14 protein-coding genes are annotated in these 15,132 nt (G+C 58.4%); all 14 read left to right on the top strand.

The window, feature by feature from the left end; translation table 11 throughout:
- Nucleotides 1-83: 83 nt before the first annotated feature.
- Entirely contained in the window at nucleotides 84-851 is a 768-nt protein-coding gene (gene rfbF, locus ACHWRX_RS13100; protein WP_394659523.1) for a glucose-1-phosphate cytidylyltransferase, read from the top strand.
- On the top strand, nucleotides 845-1,930 hold the full coding sequence (gene rfbG / locus ACHWRX_RS13095; protein ID WP_394659524.1) for a CDP-glucose 4,6-dehydratase: 1,086 nt from the start codon (nucleotides 845-847) through the stop codon (nucleotides 1,928-1,930). The genes rfbF and rfbG overlap by 7 nt, the downstream gene beginning before the upstream one ends.
- Nucleotides 1,927-3,324 carry a lipopolysaccharide biosynthesis protein RfbH gene (rfbH, locus tag ACHWRX_RS13090; RefSeq protein WP_394659522.1) on the top strand — a complete coding sequence of 466 codons (1,398 nt, stop codon included), beginning with the start codon at nucleotides 1,927-1,929 and terminating at the stop codon, nucleotides 3,322-3,324. Before rfbG ends, rfbH begins: the two co-directional genes overlap by 4 nt.
- Nucleotides 3,321-4,118 carry an aldolase/citrate lyase family protein gene (locus ACHWRX_RS13085; RefSeq protein ID WP_394659521.1) on the top strand — a complete coding sequence of 266 codons (798 nt, stop codon included), beginning with the start codon at nucleotides 3,321-3,323 and terminating at the stop codon, nucleotides 4,116-4,118. The genes rfbH and ACHWRX_RS13085 overlap by 4 nt, the downstream gene beginning before the upstream one ends.
- 9 nt (nucleotides 4,119-4,127) lie before the next feature.
- On the top strand, nucleotides 4,128-6,011 hold the full coding sequence (locus ACHWRX_RS13080; protein WP_394659520.1) for a thiamine pyrophosphate-binding protein: 1,884 nt from the start codon (nucleotides 4,128-4,130) through the stop codon (nucleotides 6,009-6,011).
- The gene (locus ACHWRX_RS13075) at nucleotides 6,008-6,673 is read left to right on the top strand and encodes an HAD family hydrolase (protein WP_394659519.1); all 666 of its coding nucleotides are present in this window, start codon (nucleotides 6,008-6,010) and stop codon (nucleotides 6,671-6,673) included. The genes ACHWRX_RS13080 and ACHWRX_RS13075 overlap by 4 nt, the downstream gene beginning before the upstream one ends.
- 11 nt (nucleotides 6,674-6,684) lie before the next feature.
- Entirely contained in the window at nucleotides 6,685-7,623 is a 939-nt protein-coding gene (locus tag ACHWRX_RS13070; protein WP_394659518.1) for an NAD-dependent epimerase/dehydratase family protein, read from the top strand.
- Nucleotides 7,624-7,788: 165 nt separating this feature from the next.
- Nucleotides 7,789-9,672 carry an SLBB domain-containing protein gene (locus ACHWRX_RS13065; RefSeq protein ID WP_394659517.1) on the top strand — a complete coding sequence of 628 codons (1,884 nt, stop codon included), beginning with the start codon at nucleotides 7,789-7,791 and terminating at the stop codon, nucleotides 9,670-9,672.
- 101 nt (nucleotides 9,673-9,773) lie between these two features.
- Complete coding sequence (locus ACHWRX_RS13060; protein ID WP_394659516.1) at nucleotides 9,774-10,757, top strand: hypothetical protein; 984 nt, start codon at nucleotides 9,774-9,776, stop codon at nucleotides 10,755-10,757.
- Between the two features lie 8 nt (nucleotides 10,758-10,765).
- The gene (locus ACHWRX_RS13055) at nucleotides 10,766-11,731 is read left to right on the top strand and encodes a glycosyltransferase family 2 protein (protein WP_394659515.1); all 966 of its coding nucleotides are present in this window, start codon (nucleotides 10,766-10,768) and stop codon (nucleotides 11,729-11,731) included.
- A 1-nt stretch (nucleotide 11,732) separates the two neighbouring features.
- Nucleotides 11,733-12,122 (top strand): GtrA family protein, encoded by a 390-nt coding sequence (locus ACHWRX_RS13050; protein ID WP_394659514.1) that lies wholly within the window; start codon nucleotides 11,733-11,735, stop codon nucleotides 12,120-12,122.
- A gap of 2 nt (nucleotides 12,123-12,124) precedes the next feature.
- On the top strand, nucleotides 12,125-13,519 hold the full coding sequence (locus ACHWRX_RS13045; protein WP_394659513.1) for a hypothetical protein: 1,395 nt from the start codon (nucleotides 12,125-12,127) through the stop codon (nucleotides 13,517-13,519).
- Nucleotides 13,516-14,844, top strand: a complete 1,329-nt coding sequence (locus ACHWRX_RS13040; RefSeq protein ID WP_394659512.1) for a glycosyltransferase family 87 protein — start codon at nucleotides 13,516-13,518, stop codon at nucleotides 14,842-14,844. Before ACHWRX_RS13045 ends, ACHWRX_RS13040 begins: the two co-directional genes overlap by 4 nt.
- The coding region (locus ACHWRX_RS13035) for a hypothetical protein (RefSeq protein WP_394659511.1) at nucleotides 14,841-15,132 on the top strand (292 nt) is incomplete at its 3' end. The genes ACHWRX_RS13040 and ACHWRX_RS13035, both read left to right, overlap by 4 nt.

Below are 15,132 nucleotides of genomic sequence, written 5' to 3'. Positions count from 1 at the left end.
TGGTCGAGGGAAAATTCTAAGCTTTTATAGTTACTTACTAATTATTCTCTTGAGTGGTTTAAGGTTCAAGCGGGGACTTGCGAGTGAAAGCCGTCATACTGGCGGGTGGGTTGGGTACCCGCTTAGGCGAAGAGACTAGTGTGCGGCCCAAGCCTATGGTCGAGATAGGTGGTATGCCAATCATCTGGCATATCATGAAGATCTATGCTTCGCATGGCATCAACGATTTTGTCATCTGCCTTGGTTACAAGGGCTATGTGATCAAGGAGTTCTTTTCAAACTACTTTTTGCATGCCTCAGACGTTACCATCGACCTGTCGAAGAACGCCATGGAGGTTCATCAAAATTGGAGCGAACCCTGGCGGATTACACTGGTGGATACTGGTGCAGATACGCAAACAGGCGGGCGGTTGCGCGCGGTGCGAGATTACCTCTCTCCGGGGGAGTCCTTTTGCTTCACGTATGGTGACGGGGTTTCAGACATCGATGTAACCCGCGAAATTGAATTCCATAAGCGGCACGGTCGCAAGGCGACTATCGCGGCGGTGACCCCGCCGGGGCGTTTTGGCGCTCTGGAATTCGAGGGTGACTTGGTTCGCAGTTTCAAAGAGAAGCCTGCGGGTGACGGTGGCTTGATCAACGGCGGCTTTTTTGTCCTGCAGCCGGAAGTGATCGATCTCATTTCCGATCCTGCCACAATCTGGGAGCGTGAGCCGCTCGAGGCTCTGGCGCATTCTGGTGACCTCGTTGCCTTCGCGCACGAAGGTTTTTGGCAGCCGATGGATACCTTGCGTGACAAGCAGCATCTAGAAGAGCTTTGGCAGAAGGGCGCCCCTTGGAAGACGTGGTAAGCGACGCGTTCTGGAGCGGCCGCCGCGTCTTTCTGACAGGTCACACCGGGTTTAAGGGCAGTTGGCTGGCCTTATGGCTTGCACGCATGGGCGCGCACGTTACAGGATTCGCCTTGCCCGCCGAGGAGATCAGTTTATTCCGCATGACGGAAGTGCAAGATCTGATCACGCACGTCGAGGGTGACATTCGCGATCTTGCCGCGGTTGAGCAGGCGATGGTGCGATGTGCGCCCGAGGTCGTGTTTCATTTGGCGGCTCAGCCGCTCGTTCGGGAATCGTACCATACACCGGTTGAGACCTTTGCTACTAATGTTCAAGGCACGGTCCACGTTTTGGAGGCCTGTCGGCGCATAACCGGTCTGAAAGCGGTCGTGTGCGTAACGTCCGACAAATGCTATGAAAATAACGAATGGGTCTGGCCTTACCGGGAGGCCGATCCTATGGGCGGGCACGATCCTTACAGCGCCAGTAAGGGGGCGGCTGAACTGGTCATCTCGGCGTACCGGCGCAGTTTCTTTGACAAGGCAGGTTCGCCTTTGCTCGCTTCGGTCCGTGCCGGCAACGTTATCGGCGGTGGCGATTGGGCGAAGGATCGTTTGATCCCCGACATCGTTCGGGCACTTATAGCTTCCGAGGAGCCCCTGATACGGGCACCCGGCGCTATTCGACCTTGGCAGCACGTATTAGAGGCCCTCGGGGGATACTTGCTTATCGCTGGTCGATTGATCGAAGGGCAATCGTGGGCTGCGACGGCATGGAACTTTGGTCCTGCTGATAGTGATGTTCAGAGAGTGGAATGGATCGCTGATCGCCTAACCGCGCAATGGGGCGCGCCTGGGTGGGCTCGCGGCACAGAGCATGGGCCGCACGAGGCTACGATCCTCAAACTTGATTGTGCGAAGGCCAGGAGTTTGCTGGGCTGGCGTCCGGCGTTGACCCTTGCCGACACCTTAGCGATGATTGTGGATTGGCATCGTCCGGTAGCGGATGGTGCAAATGCCCGACAAATAACCTATTCGCAACTGGATGAATATCGCTACAGGTTTCGGGCCGCACTGGCGGGAGCTAGCATTGAATGACAAGTGAAATTGCCAACCCAGATCTGTCCGCCATGGCCGCCGGCTGCGACGAGTCGCAACTGCGCGATCTTATTCGGGGGCTGACCGGAGAATACGCGCGACGGTTTCACGCGCCGCAGCCATTCGTTCCCGGGCAAAGCCCGGTTCCCGTTTCCGGCAAAGTCTATGGCGATACCGACATGCAATTGCTCGTCGACTCCGCCCTTGATTTCTGGCTGACGACTGGCCGCTTCAACGATCAGTTTGAAGCGCGCTTGGCCGAACGTCTTGGTGTCGCCCATGCGCTCACCACCAATTCCGGATCTTCCGCCAATCTTCTCGCACTTTCGACACTGACCTCGCACTATTTCCGTGGCGATGCGCTCAAAGCTGGCGACGAAGTGATCACGGTTGCAACGGGATTTCCTACGACCGTCAATCCGTCCCTGCAATACGGTCTTGTCCCGGTGTTCGTCGATGTCGATATTCCGACATACAACATCAAACCCGAGATGATTGAGGCAGCGGTCAGCAGTAAAACGCGAGCGATCATGATCGCGCACACGCTCGGCAATCCCTTTAACCTTGCCGAAGTGATGCGGGTTGCGGAAAAGTACGATCTTTGGGTGGTCGAAGACTGCTGCGATGCCTTGGGTGCTACGTACGATGGCCGGGGTGTGGGTACTTTTGGCCACATCGGCACGCTTAGTTTTTATCCTGCTCATCATATCACCATGGGCGAGGGCGGAGCGGTTTTTACCGACAAGCCAAGGCTAAAGCGGGTTATCGAATCGATGCGCGATTGGGGGCGCGATTGCTGGTGTGCGCCGGGTATGGACAATACGTGTGGCAAGCGGTTCGGGCGCAAGCTTGGAACCCTTCCGAAGGGATATGATCACAAGTATACATATGGTCATGCTGGCTACAATCTCAAAATCACAGACATGCAGGCCGCAGTGGGCCTTGCGCAGCTGGATCGCCTGGAAGACTTCATTGCAGCTCGAAAGTGCAATTTTGCATTGTTGACGCAGATGCTAAAGCCATTGGAAGATGTGCTGATCTTACCGCAAGAAACGCATAACAGCGAAGCCTCTTGGTTCGGCTATCCAATTACGATAAGGCCCGAGAGTGGCATTAATCGTGACGAATTGGTAGAGCGTTTGAACGATTTCAAAATCGGCACTCGTCTGCTGTTCGGCGGAAACCTCTTGCGGCAACCCTACATGAAGGGCCGCAATTATCGCGTAGTTGGCGACCTCACGAATGCCGACCTTGTTACCACCAACACTTTCTGGGTCGGGTTGTATCCTGGCCTTACGGAAGACCATCTTTCCTACACCGTGGAAACTATGACCCGGTTGATCAAGTCGCAGACCTCGGCGGTTGCGATGACTGTTGCAGGGAGTGCACTGTGAACACCACCGAAAAGAAGATGCTTGAGATCCTGAAGGCAGCGCGGGATTTTGGCGTCATCGCGGTCAAGGCGGAATTTGAGGCTGAAGGCACCCGGTGTGACGAGCTTTTGCGTCTCTTGGAAATTGCCCGCCGCGCTAACTTGAAGGTTGCCCTGAAAATTGGTGGTTGCGAGGCTATTCGGGACCTCATTGAGGCGCGCAACTTTGGAGTTGAATATATCATCGCACCTATGGTGGAGACGCCTTACGCGTTGACGAAGTATGTAGCGGCGAAGAACAAGATCTACTCGTCTGAAGAGCAGGGCGACATGCGCTTCCTCTTTAATATTGAGACGCGTACCGGTTATGAAAATCTCGGTGAGATCGCGGTAGAGGCGCAGAAGGGTGGCACCGGCTTCGTCTTTGGCAGAGTGGATTTTGCCGGTTCCTTGGGTAAGGGCCGCGAGATCGTCAATGCGCCTGAGACGATGGACTGCGTCGAGAAAGTCGCTCAGGAAGCGAAATCCCGTGATTTGGAACTGGTTGTTGGCGGCGGTGTGAATCCTGATTCAATCGTTCCGCTGCGGCGAATTCGCAAGATCCGTCTAGATCGTTTCGAGACGCGCAAAGTCATTTTCGACGGCGCATGCCTGGAAGGCGGCGACGCCGAGCGCGGCATGGAGCATGCCATCGAATTTGAGTTGCTGTGGCTCAAGAACAAGCGTGATTTCTACAAGTCGATTGCTGCCGAGGACGAGAGCCGCATCGCAATGATGGAAGCACGCCAGCAGAGCAGTTTTCAGCCGGTCGGCTGATCCTTGGCGATGGCGAGCAGCGGAAAGAAAATCAGGGTCGCGGATCTTATCGCGCGCCTTGTTGTAGAGCATGGCATCAAAGACGCATTCATGCTCACCGGCGGTGGCGCGATGCATCTCAACGATGCCTTCGGGCGTGAAAAGGGCCTGCGCAAGGTCTTCACGCACCATGAGCAGGCCGCTGCGATCGCCGCGGAAAGCTATTGCCGTCTTTCGGGGCGACCGGCAATAGTCAATGTTACGACCGGGCCGGGCGGCGTCAACGCGCTAAATGGCGTCTACGGTGCCTATGTCGATTCGATCGGCATGGTGGTTGTTTCCGGGCAGGTAAAGCGTGAAACCTGCGCGCCTAATTTTCCAATGCCGTTACGGCAATTGGGCGATCAGGAAGTCGACATCGTTTCGATGGTTCGCGGCATCACTAAATATGCTGTGGTGCTGAACGATCCGCTGCAGGCCCGCAAGGTGGTCGAGAAGGCGCTTTATCTTTGCTCGCGCGGTCGTCCGGGACCTGTATGGATTGACGTGCCAATCGACGTGCAGGCCGCTCCGGTTGATCCCGATGCGCTGGAGGGTTTCGATCCGGCGGAGATCGAGAACGAGGGGCTTCCTGCCAATACGTCGGCCGAACTCGGTGGGCTGAACGGCGAGGCTCTCGATGCCGAAGTGACGGCGATGCTGGCGGAACTCAAGGCGGCCGAACGACCGGTGGTCTTGGTCGGCGCGGGCGTTCGTATCTCGGGCCAGCATGCTCAGTTTCTAAAGTTTGTAGAAAAGCTGGGCGTTGCAGTGGTGACGGGCTGGAACGCGCACGACGCCATTCCCAATGCTCATTCCCAGTACGTCGGCCGTCCAGGTTCCGTTGGCGATCGGGGCGGCAATTTCGCCGTTCAGACAGCCGATTATCTTTTGGTGCTGGGATCGCGGCTTAATATCCGCCAAATCAGCTACAACTACAAAGCCTTTGCCCGCCACGCGCGGATCGCGATGGTCGAGATCGACAAAGCCGAACTCGACAAGCCCACGCTCAACCTTCATCGCCCGATCCACGCTAATCTGCGTGACTTTTTCGCTGCTGCGGAACGTGCGCCAGAGCCTGCAGTCGACAAAGTGGCGGAACGCGCGGCTTTCCTGCGTTTCAGCCGTGAACGTAGCGGGCGCTTTCCAGTGGTTCTGCCAGAATACTGGTCGGACGAAGGCCCGATAAACCCTTACGTTTTCGGGAAAGTCCTGTTCGATGAGCTGCGCGAAGGCGATATTGTCGTCTCCGGCGATGGCACGGCTTGCGTAACAATCTTCCAGGTAGCGAACCTCAAGGAGGGGCAGCGACTTTATACAAACTCGGGCTGTGCCTCGATGGGGTATGATCTTCCTGCCGCGATTGGTGCTTACTACGCGGCGGATGCAGGTGGCGCGACTCCCAAACGGATAATCTGTCTGGCTGGGGACGGTTCGATCATGATGAACCTCCAGGAATTGCAGACCATTTCCGGCCTGAACCTGCCGATAAAGCTGTTTGTGCTGAATAACGATGGCTATCATTCGATCCGGCAATCGCAGCAGAACCACTTCCCAGATAACATCGTGGGCTGCGGACCAGACAGTGGACTCACCTTCCCGGAATTTGAGCGGTTGGCGGGCGGTTTCGGCATCGCCTCCAGCAAGGTTGCGCGCGATGCCGATCTTGCCGGTGCCATCCGGTCCGCGCTTTCCAGCGATGGTCCGCACTTGTGCGAGGTCATGATCGACAAGCGTCAGGAATTCGCTCCGAAGCTGAGTTCCCGCAAGTTGGAGGATGGCTCGATGGTCTCACCTCCACTGGAGGATCTCAGCCCGTTCCTCGATGACACCGTCCTGGCGGAAGCGATGGCGCCGTGTGAGGTGCTGCGATGATCCGTAAGCTGATCTTCGATCTCGATGGCACGTTGGTCGATAGCTGCGCGATCTGCGTGGATATCCTCAACAGCATGTTGGCTGATCGGGGCAGTGACCTGAAGCTTGACCCTGTCGGCGCCCGCCCGTGGATGAGTGTGGGTGGCGCCGCTATGGTACAGGCTTTGCTCGGCCCCGCCTGTCATGATCCTGACAAGGACATTGTTGAGTTTCGTGCTCGCTATCGTGAGACACTGACCCCTCAGGACGTTCTGTTTGAGGGTGTGGCCGAATGCCTTGAAGACCTTCGCGATGACGGCTTCACCCTGGCGATCTGCTCGAACAAGCCGCAAGACCTTTGCGATCAGGTGCTGCGTGACACCGGTATTGGCGGCCTATTTCACAGCGTAGTCGGGCTGCGTCCGGGTTTCCGGGCGAAGCCGGAAACCGATTTGCTGCTGGAGACGCTTCGGTCCCTGCGCTGTACGCCGGTGGAATGTCTTTTCATCGGTGACAGCGAGATTGACCACGACGTGGCCGAGCGGACCGGCATCCCCTTCGTCTTCATGTCGTATGGCTATGCCATTCCCGAGTATGAGCCTGAAGAGAGCGCCAGCTTCGATTGCTTCCGGATGATGAGCAGAACAGTGGCGCAGCGGACGCGCGCCGCGCGCGCTGCTTAAGCGCCGCCACCGTGCCGGATGCGGGTCTGATCGATAGGTTCGTTCCGGCGGGTAAGCGGATCGTCATCACCGGAGCGGGCGGTTGGCTGGGCCTCGTCACTCTTGATCGTTTGAAGACAGCGCTCGGCTCGGCATTTGACAGCACAGTTTGGGCCTTCGGCTCGACCACCCGCGATCTCGTGCTACGCGATGGTTCCGTTGTGCGTCAGCGTCCTCTTTCCGAACTTTCCCGGCTGCCATCAGCACCGACTTGGCTTTTCCACTTCGCTTTCCTGACAAAGGACAGGGCCGAGACGATGGAGGAAGATGCGTATCGCGCAGCCAACGGGGAAATCCGCAACGTCGTCTTGAATGCCTTGGATGTGATCGGCGCGGAGGCCGTTTTCGTCGCTTCGTCTGGTGCGGCCTACAAGGCTAGTGATCCCACGGCCAGTGCCGCCATGCGCCTATACGGTGCGCTCAAACTTTTAGACGAAGAGGCGTTTGCCGTTTGGGGCGCACAACCGGCAAAACGCGTGGTGCTGGCGCGGGTTTTTAACGTGACGGGGCCCTACATCAACAAGCACCAGGCTTACGCGCTCGCCAGCTTCATTCTCGACGGACTGGCCGGGCGTTCGATTGCGGTGCGTGCGCCGCGGCCGGTGATACGGGCCTATGTCGCGATCGAAGAGTTGCTGGCGCTGGCACTCGCAGAGTTGGGCACGCAATGTGGAGTCAGCCGGTTCGACACCGGCGGCGATCCACTGGAACTGGCGGACGTCGCCAAGGTCGTCGCATCGCAATGCGGCAACGGAGATGTGAACCGGGCAACGATCACCCAGCCGGGCGCCGATGTTTATCATGGCGACGTCGAAGCCTATCGCGACCTCCTTTGTCGCCATGGCATCGCGCCTGTATCGCTGCCCCAGCAGATCGCCAAAACCATTGACTATCTACGTGCCGCCCAATAGCAGCACGACGGGTGCGGGGACGGTAAGCGCGGCTTGTTTGGCCCGCGAACGGGACGGCCGCATTTGCGGAATTCGAGCGGAAAAATAATGCAAAGACAATGTATTCGGCGTGCTCTGGGCGGTTCGGCGATGCCCTCGCGAACGGCGTTGGCTGCAACGCTTGCAATGCTCGTTTCCTTCGCATTGGTCGAAACCGCAGTAGCGCAGGCGATCGTAATCGATCCGCGCTCCATCCCTAACGGTTCGCCGCTATCGGGGTCTTCACGCGGCTCGTCTGGCAGTAGCGCGGACAGCGACGAGGAGGACACCGGGTCGACCGATACCGCCGTATCACCGACGCCGACGTTCAAGGCCGGCAGCATCAGCGGCGGCAATCAAAGCGGCGCTTTTATCGAGAATTCGCAAGCGCAGCGCCAGCAGAACCGTCCGGTGGCTCCTCCTGCGGCGCCCAACGAGTTTGAGCGCTACGTTCGCTCGGCGGTGGGTCGCGATGTCAAGCGCTTCGGTGCGGACCTTCTTGCTCCGGCAAGTGCCGATTTCACCACGCCGGCCACCACCACCATCCCCGGTGACTATCCCATCGAAGTGGGTGACATGATCTCGGTGAATACTACCGGCTCGGTCGAGGGAAGCGCCGATTTCACGGTGGATCGCAACGGCGAGATATTTCTGCCACAGGTGGGCAAGGTGCGTCTGATCGGCGTGCGTAACCGCGATTTGCGTGATCGGATAGCTGCAGCCATCGGCACCAAATTTCGCGACTTTGATGTGACGGTCAGTATCAAGCGTCTTCACGGGCTGCGCGTCTACGTTACCGGGTTCGCCAATCAGCCTGGTGCGTACAACGTCAGCAGTCTTTCGACTCTGGTCAATGCGGTGCTTGCCGCGGGCGGACCATCCTCCGGCGGCAGCTTTCGCTCGATCAAGCTGTATCGCAATGGTCGCGAAGTGACCGATTTCGACTTGTATGATCTGGTTCGTGGCGGCGATCGCAGCCGCGACACGATCCTGCAGAACGAAGACGTGATCTTTGTCTCGCCTGTCGGTCAGCAAATTGCCGTGGTCGGCAGCGTGAACGACGAGGCTATATATGAAGCCAAGCCCGGCGAAACGGTGGCGGATGTGCTGCGGATCGCGGGCGGCCCCAACACGCTGGCCGATTCCTCGCGGGCTATTCTCTATAGTTTGGATGACAAGGGCACCGTAGGCAGTCGCCAGTTGGCACTGGGAGAGATATCCAATCGCGGCGTGACGGGCGGCGATATCATTCAGGTACTGTCGCAAGGCTCGCTGGCCTATCCGCTTGAGCGTCAGTCCGTCGTTGTACGCCTGGAGGGTGAAGTGAACCGACCAGGCAATTACTTCGTGGCACCCAATACGCCGTTGTCACAGGTGATCGAACAGGCCGGCGGTCTTACGTCGCGAGCCTACGTGTATGGTTCGAAGCTGACGCGAGTCACCGTGCGCGAACAGCAGCGGCAGGGCTATGCCGATGCCTTGGGTCAGCTGGAAACGATGTTGGCGTCCGCGCCACTCAGCGCCGATCAGAGCATCGCCGCTGGTGAGCGCGAGGCGCAGCTGCGGGCGGCGAACGCCTTGTTGGAGCGCCTACGTAAGACCGAGCCGGACGGGCGGTTGGTTCTAGACCTACCCTATACCGCTACCACCCTGCCGGGTGATCTTCTGCTTGAGAACAATGACAGCATCGTGATTCCGCCGCGGATCGACACCGTTGGCGTCTTCGGCGCGGTGTACCGCCCTGCTTCGTTCCTGCTCCCGAACCGGCCGATCAAGGTCAGCGAGTATATCGAACGGGCTGGCGGATCGACCCGCTTTGCCGACAAGCGCAATATCTTCATCGTTCGTGCGAACGGCGATGTCGTGACACGTCGCAAGGGAGCGGTCAGCGCGGTCGTCCATCCTGGCGATGTGGTATTCGTACCGGTTAAGGCGCAGTCCTCCTCCTTCTGGGCCAAGCTTCGTGACATCACGCAAGTCGTTTTCCAGCTGGGCCTCGGCGCGGCGACTGTCGCGGCCATCAACCGATGACCCCGCGGCCCAGCTTGGTGGGGCGGCTTTCGCATAGCCGTCTTTTCGCGAACGACGCGATCAGGCGGACGATTTTCATCGTCCTGATCCTGATATGTGCTGTGCTCACACTGTTTCCCGAACCCAAGCACGCCTACGTGACGCTGGCACCGACTGATCCGAACACTTTGGGGCTGGGTGATACCTTGTCTCAGCTGGGAGCGGGTAACTCCGCCTTCGGTTCGCAGGCGGCGTTGGACCTGACACTGAAAGTCGGCCGCAGTGTCGAATTGCGCGAGCTGGTTTCCAAGCAGCTCAAACTTGAGCAGAAGCTTGGCAAGGATCGCATTCACGTGATGCGCTGGCTGGATGCCAAGGTCACCATCCGCGCCCTGCGCGGCGGTATCATCCAGATTGACTACAAAGGCGACGATGCGGTCTTTGCCCGCAATCTGGTGGCCGCTTACGCCACGGCGTTGCGCTCGAGGCTGGCGGCGATTTCCCGCCAGCAGACGAGCTACAAGCGCGGCGTTCTGGAGGATCTCCTTTCCAGTGCGAACGATCGCCTGGCGCGGGCGCAGAATGCCTATGACCAGTTCCGTCGTAGCAGCCAATATGGTGACCCGGCACGTGCAGTTGCGCAGGTCGCGGGGCGTATCCCCGCGCTGGAGCAGGAAATACTGACCAAGGAACGCGGCATTGTGGCCTTGCGACAGTTCGCAACCGACACCAACCCGCAGATCAGGCTGGTGCAGGCCGATATCGCGGCATTGCGATCCCAGTTGGCGCAGGCCAAGTCCGAACAGGCGAACAAGGGTTCGCTCGCTGAGGTGATCGGTCAGTCCACGCAAATCCAGCGCCTGCGTCGTGAACTCGAGGTGTCGCGTGAGCTGTACTATAGCTATCGCCGCTTCCTGCAGGGCACCGTCGTGGAAGATCTGACGTCGAACGCGAACATGCGCATCCTGGAACCCCCCTACATCGATCCGGACCGTCAGCTAAATATCCCGTTCCTTGTACTGGGCCTTTTAATCCTGCTTTTGGGCCTAGCGATCGAATTCTACCGTATCCGGCCCCCGGTGGGCGACGCCGCGCTGGCGACGTGAACGCTGACATGTCGAGCTTCGTGAAACCGGCGGAGGGCGTGGTCCAGCCGGACGTCTCCGTCGTCATCCCGTGTCGGAACGAGGAGGGCAACGCCGAGGCGATCGCCAGCGCGGTCATCGCGGAACTGGAGCCGCTGAGCATCGCCTTCGACATCATCTTCATCGACAACGAGTCCACGGATCGCACGGTGGAGATCATCCGGAGCATCTGCGCGCGTGATCCGCGCATCCGCCTTATCGTCAACACCCGCAATTTCGGGCAGATGCGATCGCCGACGCATGGGATCTTCGTGGCGACGGGCCGGGCGGTAATCGGCATGTGCGCTGATTTCCAAGATCCCCCGGCGCTGCTTCCCCGCTTTATCGAACGCTGGCGGGCTGGCATCGATATCATCCTGGGCGTGCGGGAATCGGAGAAGTCAGGCCTCATCCTCGATACCACGCGCAAGCTATCTTATACCTTGGCGCGCAGTTTTGGCGATCATGCCATCATTCCGAACGCCACCGGCTTCGGCCTCTACGATCGCAAAGTGGTCGATGCGATCCGTGCGATGAACGAGCCCGAGCCGTTTTTTCGTGGCATGCTGGTCGAAACCGGATTTCCGCTGGAGACGATCACTTACAAGCGTCCCCAACGCACGCGGGGCAAATCGAACAACAACTTTTTCGCCTTGCTCGATTTCGCGGTGGGCGGGCTGACCGCGTCGTCAAAGCGGTTATTACGGGTTCCGCTTTATCTGGGCGTGCTGGGCGCGATCGCCACGCTGGTCATGGCGATCGGGGGCGTGGTGGCTTTCTTCCTCGATCGGCCGATCGCAGGGTGGTTCATCGCAATGGTCCTGCAGGCGCAGTTTGCCTTGCTGTTCGGCTTCCTGGGACTGATGGGCGACCATATTCGCCTGATCTCCGAGCGAACGCGCCGAACGCCTTTGGTGCTTGAACGCGAGCGGGTCAATTTCCCGCCAGAGATCTGACATGCTGGCGCGACTGCGATCCGAGCGCGTGATCGAAATCGTCCGCTACTATCAGGCGGGCATCATCAACACGGCGTTTGGCTTGGGTGCCTACGCGCTGCTGGTATGGCTGGGTTTTGGCATCTTCGCCGCGCAGGCTATCGCACATGTGGCCGGAATGGCGTTCAACTACATCACCTATAGCCGCCACGTGTTTCGCGATGCCGGGCCAGCCAAGACGCGCTTCGTGATTTCCTATGCCATCAATTACCTGATGAGCGTGGCGACCCTGGCGATAGTCTCTCGCTTCATCGCGAACCCTTACGGGTCGGGCTTCGTCTCGGCTTTCCTGGTATCGATCGCGAATTACTTCGCGTTGAAGTTCGTCGTCTTTCGCAAGGCGACATCCTGATCGTGGCGAGACTTTGGCAAATCAAGGGCTACCACTTCGAGTGGTTTCTTGGCTTTCTCATGTTGTTGTCCGTTCTCCACGCGGCCTACGCTACGCTCGAGAATGGCTATCTGCCGCCGCCCTTCTATCCCGACACGACCGACACCTTTCGGGACTGGTTCAGTGTGGCGAATTGGGCGCATACCGGCGGTGCCTACGATAGCTGGCTCGCCGTCTATCCGCCTTTGAGCTTTGTGCTCATCAAGATGATGGGACTGCCGGCGTGCTACTCACAAGACATGAGTCTGGCTGTTCGCGACTGCGATTGGCTGGGCATCGCATTCCTTTATCTTTTTGTCATTCTGAACGGTGTGGTCTCATCCCTCACGTTCATGCGCCTAGATCGTCGTACCGCCCTCCCGCGAGCCTTCACCTTCACGGCTGGCATGCCAATGATGTTTGGATTGGAACGCGGCAACATCATCCTGCTGTGCATTGTGGTGTCGATGCTGGCGTGGGGGCCGTTGGTAAAATCTGCTCGGCTGCGCTGGTTTTTCGCCGGCGTGGCAGTCAATTTCAAAGTGTATTTGATTGCTGCGGTACTGGTGCAACTGATCCGGCGGCGTTGGCTTGTGGCCGAAGGTAGCATCGTCGCAACAGTCGTGGTCTATGCCATCAGCTTCCTTCTCCTAGGCGAAGGCAATCCGGCCGAAATCTTGGCCAATATCATCAACTTCGCACAAGGGTTTTACGACACACAAGCTGCCGCCACGGCCATCTGGTACAACACTACGTATATCATCATGCTGAACGTGCTGAATGATTCTTACGCGCCGGTTACATTTTTGCTCGGCAGCCAACTTGTCTATCAGCTCGATTTGACGTTGCGAATTATTTTGCTGACTACTCAGTTCGTTATGCTGATATCGATGGCAGCAGTGTGGCTGCGCCCCGAGGCAGTGAGCCCTTATCGCCTGATCGCCCTTGGTCTGGGCTTTGTCCTCCTCGCGCAAGAGCAGCCGCCCTATGCCCTGCCGATCCTCCTTTACTTTGTATTCATGGAGCGATGGAAAGGCCAGCTGGTTCCAGTCGCGATCGTGACGACTTATCTAATTTCTCTTACAATCGATATGAACCTCGGCAGCAGTGTGTATGTCCAACAATTCAGCTACATCGGCAATCGTTTCGTAACGTCCGAGAGAGCGCTTCAACTGGGGATGTTCGTGCGTCCGCTAGGCCACGCGCTTATTCCTGTCTGCCTCGCCCTGGATTCCATCGTCGCGGTTCTACGGGACATCCGGAACGAGGGATGGCAGGGGCGCTGGCGGTTTCGTCACGATGCCCCCATCCTGCCCCGCGTGAGCCGGCCCATACCTCCGCATGATCACGCGAAGCAGACAGCGGACGTGCCTTCGTGAAACTTCACGCCGTACAACAGTTGCTGATCAATCGCTGGTTGGCGTGGGTCGTCACCGCGCCTTTGGTGGCGTTGCTGCTTCTGACCACGCTGCAGTACCGCGACATCGACGCTCAAGTTCCGCACGAGCGGGCAGAGGGCGAGTCAATGCTAATAGCGCCAGCACCGGTGGCGGGCGGGCGGATCCTCAACGATTACGAAGATTTCTACATCGTCGGCAGGCTGTATCGCGAAGGCGAGATCCTACGAGCGTATGACAACGCCTACCTTACGGCGGCGCAGCGGCGCTTCACGGGCACTACAACATTCATGCCGTGGGCCTATCCTCCGCAGCTGACGGCGCTCACGCCTCTGTTGCCGATGGTGGGGTTGGGTTGGTCTTACTTTGCCTTCATGACGGCAACCCTTATGTTGTTCCTGTGGGTACTGACGCGGTTCGGCATCCGATTAACGGGCGCGGCGCTGCTTGCGATTTTTCCGGCCCTGCTGCTGGTAGTAAGGTTGGGGCAGAACGGCATGCTAACCGGGGCCTTGATCGGTTTGTTCCTGCTCGAATTTTTGCGTGGACGGAAATCGGCAGGCATTCCGCTAGGTTTGATGTGTATTAAGCCTCACCTTGCTTTCGCGTTGGGCCTGATGACCTTACTTCATAGGCGATGGAGCACGATCGCAATCGGCATGGTGATCGTCGTGATGACTTCGGTTCTGGCAACCCTGGTGCTCGGCGTCGCTGCCTGGCCAGCCTTTTTCAACGGAGCAAAGGCTGCTGGTGGTTTTCTGCGCGAAGGCTTGTTTCCGCTGTATCGTATGTCTTCTATCTACGCTGCGGCCCGCAGCTTCGGCACGGGGCCGGACACGGCGATGCTCATTCATATTATCGGGGCGTTGCTTGGGCTGGGAACGCTTGTGCTGGCGTGGCAACGCCGCCTGAAACGCAACCGTCTCTTGGCGCTTACCGCTTTCATGACGCTATTCGTCAGTCCGTATAACTACGATTACGACCTCGTTTGCCTGGCTTTTGCGGTGGCGTTGATTCTTCCCGAGATGCTAGCGCGGGCAACTTCATTACAAATTATTGGTTTTTACGCTCTTGCATGGGTGGGCACAGGGGCTGGTCTCATGCAGCATTTCAACGCGGTTCTATTTGCTGGTACCACCGCTCATCTCCACGGTAGCGCCCTGAACTGGTCATTCCAGGCAATCGGCCTGATCGGAGCCGCTATCTTGGCGGCCGTTATCTTACGCCAGCGTCAGGCGATGGCTGTGGTGGGTAACGCTGATTTCGAATTGAACGGCTGCAAAGCGATTGCTGGAGGAACGGCGTGAGCCTTGCCGAAGTGACCATTGTCGAGGGAGGGGCCCGCACGCTCCCGCTCGTCCTCGCGGTGGACCTGGATGGCACGCTGCTGCGGTCGAACATGCTGCATGAGACGTTCTGGTCCGCTTTTGCCCATGACTGGCGCGTGCCTTTCGCGGCGGCGGCGCATCTCGGCAAGGGCAAGGCGCAGCTGAAGGCGATGTTGGCGCAGCGGTCCAACGTCGATGTCACCGTGCTGCCCTACGATGATGAGGTGATCGGCTACATCCGCGATTGGCGGGCGCAGGGCGGCAAGG

This window comes from uncultured Novosphingobium sp. (genome assembly GCF_964277725.1).
Taxonomy (GTDB): Bacteria; Pseudomonadota; Alphaproteobacteria; order Sphingomonadales; family Sphingomonadaceae; genus Novosphingobium; species Novosphingobium fluoreni.
Note: the sequence above shows the minus strand (reverse complement) of the source record. Positions and strands in the feature narration are given on the sequence as shown.